A 6,000-nucleotide genomic window follows, 5' to 3' on the forward strand; every position below is an offset into this window, starting at 1 on the left:
TGACCCGGGGCCCTCACCCGGGTTGAGCCGTACATGAAGCCACTTCTCAGCGTCGTCGTCCCCGTGCACAACGTCGAGGAGTACCTGGAGGAGTGCCTCGACTCCCTGGCCGGCCAGTCCCTCGACGCGCTCGAAGTGGTGCTCGTCGACGATGGCTCGACGGATGGCAGCCGCCGGATCGCAGAGGGCTTCGCCCGCCGGGACGAGCGCTTCCGCTGTGTCCACCAGCCCAACGCGGGACTGAGCGCGGCACGCAACACGGGGGTCGCCCACACCACCCCCGGCGTCCCCTACCTGGCGTTCGCCGACAGCGACGACATCGTCGTGCGGGACGCGTACGAACGGATGGTGGCGTCCCTGGAGTCGACCGGCTCGGACCTGGCGACGGGCAATGTGTGGCGGCTGAACGAGCAGGGAAGACAACAGGCCTGGCAGTACCGGTGGCTGACCGCCGACCGCCCCCGTACCCACATCATGCGCGACGCCCGGCTGCTGTCCGACCGGGTCGCCTGGAACAAGGTGTTCCGGCGCTCCTTCTGGGACCGGCACACGTTCACGTTCCCGGTGGGCAAGCTCTACGAGGACACCCCCGTCATGATCCCGGCTCACTACCTCGCCGGATCGGTGGATGTGCTGCGCGAACACGTCTACTACTGGCGGGTGCGGGAAGGGTCGATCACCCGACGGCGTACGGACGTGCAGGGCGTACGCGACCGGATCGCGGCCTGCGAGCAGGTCAGCATCTTCCTGGCGGACCGCGACCCCGTGCAGCAGCGGCGGTACGACGCATCCTGTCTGCGCGACGACTTCGTGTACTTCCTGGAGGGGCTCACGATGGGCGGCCCCGCGTACCGCACCGCGTTCATGGCCGGCGCGGGCGCCTTCCTCGACCGTGCGGGCAGCGCCGTGCTCGACGGGCTGCCGGCCGAGGCCCGCATCAGGTGGCAACTGGTGCGCGAGCGCAGGCTGGACGAGCTGCTGGCCGTCCTCGCGTTCGAACGGGCCAACGGAACGGGGACGTTCGCCGTCGAGGGGCTGCCGGGGCGGCGGCGGGCGGTGCACCCGGGGGTCGCCGGCGGCAAGGGCACCGGCGCACGGCTCGGCCGGGGTGATCTCCCCGCGGTGGCACGGTTGGTGGAGGCGTCCTGGGGCGAGGACGGAAAACTGCGACTGCGCGGATACGCGTACATCCGCAACCTCCCCGCCGGGGCGGCCCGCCACTCGCTGAAGGCGGGAGTGGTGCGTGCGGCAGGGAGCAGGCGGCTGCGTGCCGTGCCCGTACGCACGGTCCGGATGCCCGGGGCGACCGCCGCCTCCGGTCAGGAACTGCACTGCTACGACTACGCGGGCTTCGAAATGGTCCTGGACCCGGAGCGGCTGGGGCCCGGCAGCAGACTGGTGGGCGTGGTGGTGGCCGCACACGGCGTCGTGCGGCGGGCGGCCCTGCGGGCGGTGGACGCCGCCGCAGCTCAGCCGCTGGTCCACGACCTGGGCGACGGGCGGCGCGCGGTGCTCGGCTACCGGGACGGCCGACTCGAGCTGACCGTGGCACAGCTGCCCGCACTGGCCCTCGCGCACGACGGCGGGCACGACACCCTGGAGCTGACCGGCCGGCTCCACGGGACCGCGCGGCCGACCGCCCTGGTACTGACCCGGGACGGAGCGGCGGAGCACACCTGCCCCGTGCGGTGCGGGGACGGCGGGCTGTTCACCGTACGGATCCCCCTCGCACAGCTGGCCGCCGAGCCGGCCGGGGCGCCCAGCACCCCCCGAGAGGTCGCTCCGGAGCCGGGAACCCGGTGGCGCGCCGCGCTGGTGACCGGCGGCGCCCGCGTCCCGCTCGCCGCTGCCCCGGACCTGCCGCCACCGGCCCTCGCGGACGCGGCGGGCCACCTGGTGCTGGAGGTGACCGGCCACCGGCTCGTGGACCACGCGGAGCCCGCACCGGGCGGCGGGCTGCTCATCGAGGGGGCGCCGTACACCCGGGGGGCGCTCGTCCTGCGGCACAGCAGCCTGGGCGAGACGGTGACCGTCCCCGCCGACCGGCGGGGAGACCGGTTCACCGCGCTGCTCCCCCGCCCGCCCCGCGAGGGCGACTGGGAGGTGCACCTGGACGGCCGGCCCGTACGCGTGGGGGCAGCGCTCACCGCCCGGCTGCCGGTCCGCTCCGCCCCCGCCGGGGCGACCGCCGGGTTCCTCCTCGACCGCCGTCACGGCGACCGGCTGACCGTGCGCGCGGAACCGGCGCTCGGCGAATCCGAGCGGGGCGCGTACCGCCAGGGCCGACTGCGTACGGCGTACTACCCGGCGCAGCGCCGGCTGCCGCTCCGCGACGCCGTCCTGTACACCGGCGGTGACTCCCCACGCGCCGTGCACGCCGAGCTCGTACGCCGGAGTACCGATGTCGAGCACCTCTGGGTCACCGACGGTTCCGCCGGAAGCGCGGCTCAGGTCCCGCCCATCGCGGTCCCCGTCGTGGCGCAGAGCACCGCCTGGTACGAGGCGCTGGCGCGGGCCCGCCGGATCGTCACCGCCGGCTTGCTGCCCGCATGGTTCGAGCGCCGTCCGGAGCAGACGGTCGTACAGACCTGGCACGGCACCCCGCTCGGCCGGTTCGGCCTGGACCTGGCCGACACCCTGTACGCCGACCACCAGGACCTCGCCGCGCTGCCGCACCGCTCCGCCCAGTGGTCGGTCCTGGTCTCCCCCAGCCGCTTCGCCACCCCGCATCTGCGCCGCGCACTGGCCTACGGCGGCGAGGTCCTGGAGGCGGGCTCACCCGCCAACGACCTGCTGTTCGCGGCAGGCCGGGACAAGACCGCCGAGCGGGTACGCCGACAGCTCGGCATCCCGGAAGGCCACCGCGTGGTGCTGTACGCGCCGACGTACCGCGCCCATCTCGCCCACGCGCCGGGCAGCCTCCCGGCCGGTTCACCCCGTCTGTACCGCTGGGATCCCGCGCTGGACCTGCCGGCGCTGGTGCGGTCGCTCGACGACCGCACCACGGTGCTGGTCAGCAGGCACCCGCGGGTGACGGGCAGCCTGCCGGCGGAGCCTGCGCTGCGCGACGTCTCCGCGCACCCCCGCACCGCGGAGCTGTTGCTGATCGCCGATGTCCTGGTCACCGACTACACGGGCCTGGTGTTCGATTTCGCGCTCACCGGCCGCCCGGTGCTCCTCCACACCTACGACCTGGAGCACTACCGGGACACCGTGCGCGGCTTCTGCCTGGACTTCGAGACCCGGGCACCGGGCCCCCTGCTGGGCACCACGGACGAGGTCGCCCAGGCTCTGCGGGCCACTCCGGCGTCGGCTGCCCGGCACACGGACGCGCAGGACACCTTCCGGCAAGAACACTGCGACCTCGACGACGGCGGCGCGGCGAGCCGGGTCGCGGACCGGCTGCTCAGCGACGGCGCCTGAGGTCTCCCGACGCCGCCGGCCCTGCCCACACCCGGGGCCCTGCCAACCCTGCCGGCCCTCTCAGCCCTCTCAGCCCTCTCAAGCTTTGAGCGCCCGGACCGCCGACGCCGCGAGGTCGTCCAGGTAGCCCTTGGGCAGATCGCCGCGGACCACGACGAGGCGCCAGTAGAGCGGCCCGACGATCAGGTCCAGCGCCCGGTCCGGATCGCTGCCCTCGGGCAGCTCTCCCCGGGCCACGGCCGCACGTACGACGACGGCTGCCACCCCCTGCTGCTGATCCAGCAGGGCGGCCTTGATGGCGTCCGAGATCTCCGGGCTGCGTGCCGCCTCGACCAGCAGATCCGGGATCACCTGGGAGGCGACGGGGTGGCGCAGGGCGTACGCGGCGAGTTCGAGCACGGCGCGCACGTCCCCGTACAGCGAACCGGTCGCCGGTGCGGGCATCCCCTGGGCGGCGACCGCCGCGACCAGGTCCAGGACGAGGTGGAGCTTGGACTTCCAGCGGCGGTAGACGGCGGTCTTGCCGACGCCCGCGCGCCGGGCGATGCCCTCGATGGACATCCGGGCAAAACCCACCGCGGCCAGCTCCTCGAAGACGGCGCCGCGGATGGCGTCGGTCACGTCCTCTCGCAGCACAGCGGCGCCTGCCGGAGTGCGGCGCCTGGTTCCCCGTTCGGTGGTCATGACTCGCATGATAGTCCGTAACGACGAAACGGTTGCGTTGCGACGTACATACGTCCTAGTCTCAGCGTTACGACGATACGGTCCCGTCCCATCCGCCGAATCTGTTCGCCCTGTTCCTCCTGCCTCCGTCGAAAGCGATCGTGGTGAGCCAGACAGCAGCCCCGCCGACCCCGGTGGACCCCGCTTCTCCCGCACTCCTCCCCGTCCATGCACCCGGCGAGCTGGCCGCGCTCGCCGCCCGGCACGGGCTGACCGTCAGCGGGGCCCGGCCCCCGCTCGGGGAGTACGTCCGGCAGCTCTGGGGGCGCAGGCACTTCATCACCGCGTTCGCCACCGCCAAGCTGACCGCGCAGTACAGCCAGGCGAAGCTCGGCCAGATCTGGCAGATCATGACCCCGCTGCTGAACGCGACGGTCTACTACTTCATCTTCGGCGTCCTGATGAACACCAAGCACGGAGTCCCCGACTTCGTGCCCTTCCTCGTCACCGGCGTCTTCATCTGGACCTTCACCTCCAGCTCGATCACGGCAGGCACCCGGGCCATCAGCGGCAACACCGGACTCGTGCGCGCCCTGCACTTCCCGCGCGCGTCCCTGCCGATCGCCCTGGCCCTCCAGCAGCTCCAGCAGCTGCTGTTCTCGCTGTGCGCGCTCTTCATGATCCTGCTCGTGTTCGGCCAGTACCCGCAGCCGTCCTGGCTGCTGGCGGTCCCGGCGCTCGCCCTGCAGGCCCTGTTCAACACGGGGATCTCCATGGTCATGGCACGGCTGGCCTCGAAGACCCCCGACATCGCCCAGCTGATGCCGTTCGTCCTGCGGACGTGGATGTACGCGTCGGGTGTGATGTGGAGCCTCGACACACTGCTGACGAGCGACCGGGTCCCGCAGTGGGTCCTGCTGGCGCTGGAGTGCAATCCGGCCGCCGTCTACATCGACCTGATGCGGTACGCACTCATCGACAGCTTCACCAGGGGACAACTGCCCCCGCATGTATGGGCCGTCGCGACGGGCTGGGCGCTCGTCTGCGGGATCGGCGGTTTCGTGTACTTCTGGAAGGCCGAGGAGCGGTACGGACGTGGCTGAGATCGCCGATATGCGTGTACCCACCGTCGTCGTCGACGACGTCCACATCACCTACACGGTCAACGGCGCCCGTACCGGGAAGGGCAGCGCCACCTCCGCCCTGAACCGGCTCGTGTCGCGCGGGCAGCCGCGCGGCGCACGCCAGGTGCACGCCGTGAAGGGCGTCAGTTTCGCCGCGTACAAGGGCGAGGCCATCGGCCTGATCGGTTCCAACGGATCCGGGAAGTCGACGCTCCTCAAAGCCATCGCCGGTCTGCTGCCCCCGACGAAGGGCCGGGTCCACACCCAGGGCCAGCCGTCGCTCCTCGGCGTGAACGCCGCCCTGATGGGCGACCTGACCGGCGAGCGCAACGTCGTGCTCGGCGGACTGGCCATGGGCATGACGCGCGAACAGATCCGCGAGCGCTACCAGGACATCGTCGACTTCTCCGGCATCAACGAGAAGGGCGACTTCATCACGCTGCCGATGCGGACGTACTCCTCCGGCATGGGGGCCCGGCTGCGCTTCTCGATCGCAGCCGCCAAGAGCCATGACGTCCTGCTGATCGACGAGGCCCTGTCCACGGGCGACGCGAGGTTCCAGCGGCGCAGCAAGGACCGGATCCTGGAGCTCCGCAAGGAGGCCGGCACGGTCTTCCTGGTCAGCCACAGCAACCGGTCGATCACCGACACCTGCGACCGGGCGCTCTGGCTGGAGGCGGGCACGCTGCGGATGGACGGCCCGGCCAAGGACGTCGTGGCGGAGTACGACAAGTTCACCGCCCCCGCGAAGTCCAAGAAATGACGCGACCGCCGGACGGGCCGATGGGCC

General features: G+C 72.2%; 4 protein-coding genes. 3 read left to right on the plus strand and 1 reads right to left on the minus strand.

The genetic code is table 11. The annotated features are described in order from the left end of the window. Window positions 1–33 precede the first annotated feature (33 nt). Entirely contained in the window at window positions 34–3,423 is a 3,390-nt protein-coding gene (locus ACFWBQ_RS07170; RefSeq protein ID WP_385485003.1) for a CDP-glycerol glycerophosphotransferase family protein, read from the plus strand. Window positions 3,424–3,501: 78 nt separating this feature from the next. Here the strand turns inward: ACFWBQ_RS07170 and ACFWBQ_RS07175 are convergent, their stop codons facing one another. Beyond that, the gene (locus ACFWBQ_RS07175) at window positions 3,502–4,107 is read right to left on the minus strand and encodes a TetR/AcrR family transcriptional regulator (RefSeq protein WP_351176335.1); all 606 of its coding nucleotides are present in this window, start codon (window positions 4,105–4,107) and stop codon (window positions 3,502–3,504) included. A 140-nt stretch (window positions 4,108–4,247) separates the two neighbouring features. On the opposite strand from ACFWBQ_RS07175, the gene ACFWBQ_RS07180 reads away from it, so the two are divergent. Together ACFWBQ_RS07180 and ACFWBQ_RS07185 are read left to right on the plus strand one after the other, a co-directional pair. Then, window positions 4,248–5,189, plus strand: a complete 942-nt coding sequence (locus tag ACFWBQ_RS07180; protein WP_385485006.1) for an ABC transporter permease — start codon at window positions 4,248–4,250, stop codon at window positions 5,187–5,189. 10 nt (window positions 5,190–5,199) lie between these two features. Beyond that, window positions 5,200–5,973, plus strand: coding sequence for an ABC transporter ATP-binding protein (locus tag ACFWBQ_RS07185; protein WP_385485041.1), 774 nt, complete (start codon window positions 5,200–5,202; stop codon window positions 5,971–5,973). Window positions 5,974–6,000 lie beyond the last annotated feature (27 nt).

The sequence above is a fragment of the Streptomyces sp. NPDC060035 genome, assembly GCF_042736635.1.
GTDB lineage: Bacteria > Actinomycetota > Actinomycetes > Streptomycetales > Streptomycetaceae > Streptomyces.